Source organism: Roseateles sp. GW821-FHT09G09 (genome assembly GCF_059415965.1).
In genome coordinates this window covers 1-887 of the sequence record NZ_JBWKOG010000023.1, presented here as the reverse complement: position 1 = coordinate 887, position 887 = coordinate 1, and the positions used below count along the sequence as shown (strand labels likewise).

The following is an 887-nucleotide window of genomic DNA, read 5'->3' as shown; positions in this document are numbered from 1 at the left end:
GCGCAGATGGACGGCGCGATCCTGGTGTGCTCGGCCGCTGACGGCCCGATGCCCCAGACCCGCGAGCACATCCTGCTGGCGCGTCAGGTCGGTGTGAAGTTCATCATCGTCTTCCTGAACAAGTGCGACATGGTGGACGACGCCGAGCTGCTGGAGCTGGTGGAGATGGAAGTCCGCGAGCTGCTGAGCAAGTACGACTTCCCGGGCGACGACACGCCGATCATCAAGGGTTCGGCCAAGCTGGCGCTGGAAGGCGACACGGGCGATCTGGGCGAGCAGGCCATCATGCGCCTGGCTGATGCGCTGGACACCTACATCCCCCAGCCGGACCGTGCCGTTGACGGCGCGTTCCTGCTGCCGGTGGAAGACGTGTTCTCGATCTCGGGCCGCGGCACCGTGGTGACGGGTCGTGTGGAGCGCGGCATCATCAAGGTCGGCGAGGAAATCGAGATCGTCGGTATCCGCGAAGTCCAGAAGACCACCGTGACCGGCGTGGAAATGTTCCGCAAGCTGCTGGACCAGGGTCAAGCCGGCGACAACGTCGGTATCCTGCTGCGCGGCACCAAGCGTGAAGACGTCGAGCGTGGCCAGGTGCTGGCCAAGCCCGGCTCGATCAAGCCGCACACCCACTTCACCGCTGAGATCTATGTTCTGAGCAAGGAAGAGGGCGGCCGTCACACCCCGTTCTTCAACAACTACCGTCCCCAGTTCTACTTCCGCACGACGGACGTGACCGGTGCCGTGGAGCTGCCGAAGGACAAGGAAATGGTCATGCCTGGCGACAACGTCAGCATCACCGTGAAGCTGATCGCTCCGATCGCCATGGAGCAGGGTCTGCGCTTCGCCATCCGTGAAGGCGGTCGTACCGTCGGCTCGGGCGTCGTGGC

General features: G+C 64.3%; 1 protein-coding gene. It reads left to right on the top strand.

The window, feature by feature from the left end; genetic code table 11:
* The coding region (gene tuf, locus AC07O8_RS27245; RefSeq protein ID WP_495051021.1) for an elongation factor Tu at positions 1-887 on the top strand (887 nt) is incomplete at both ends.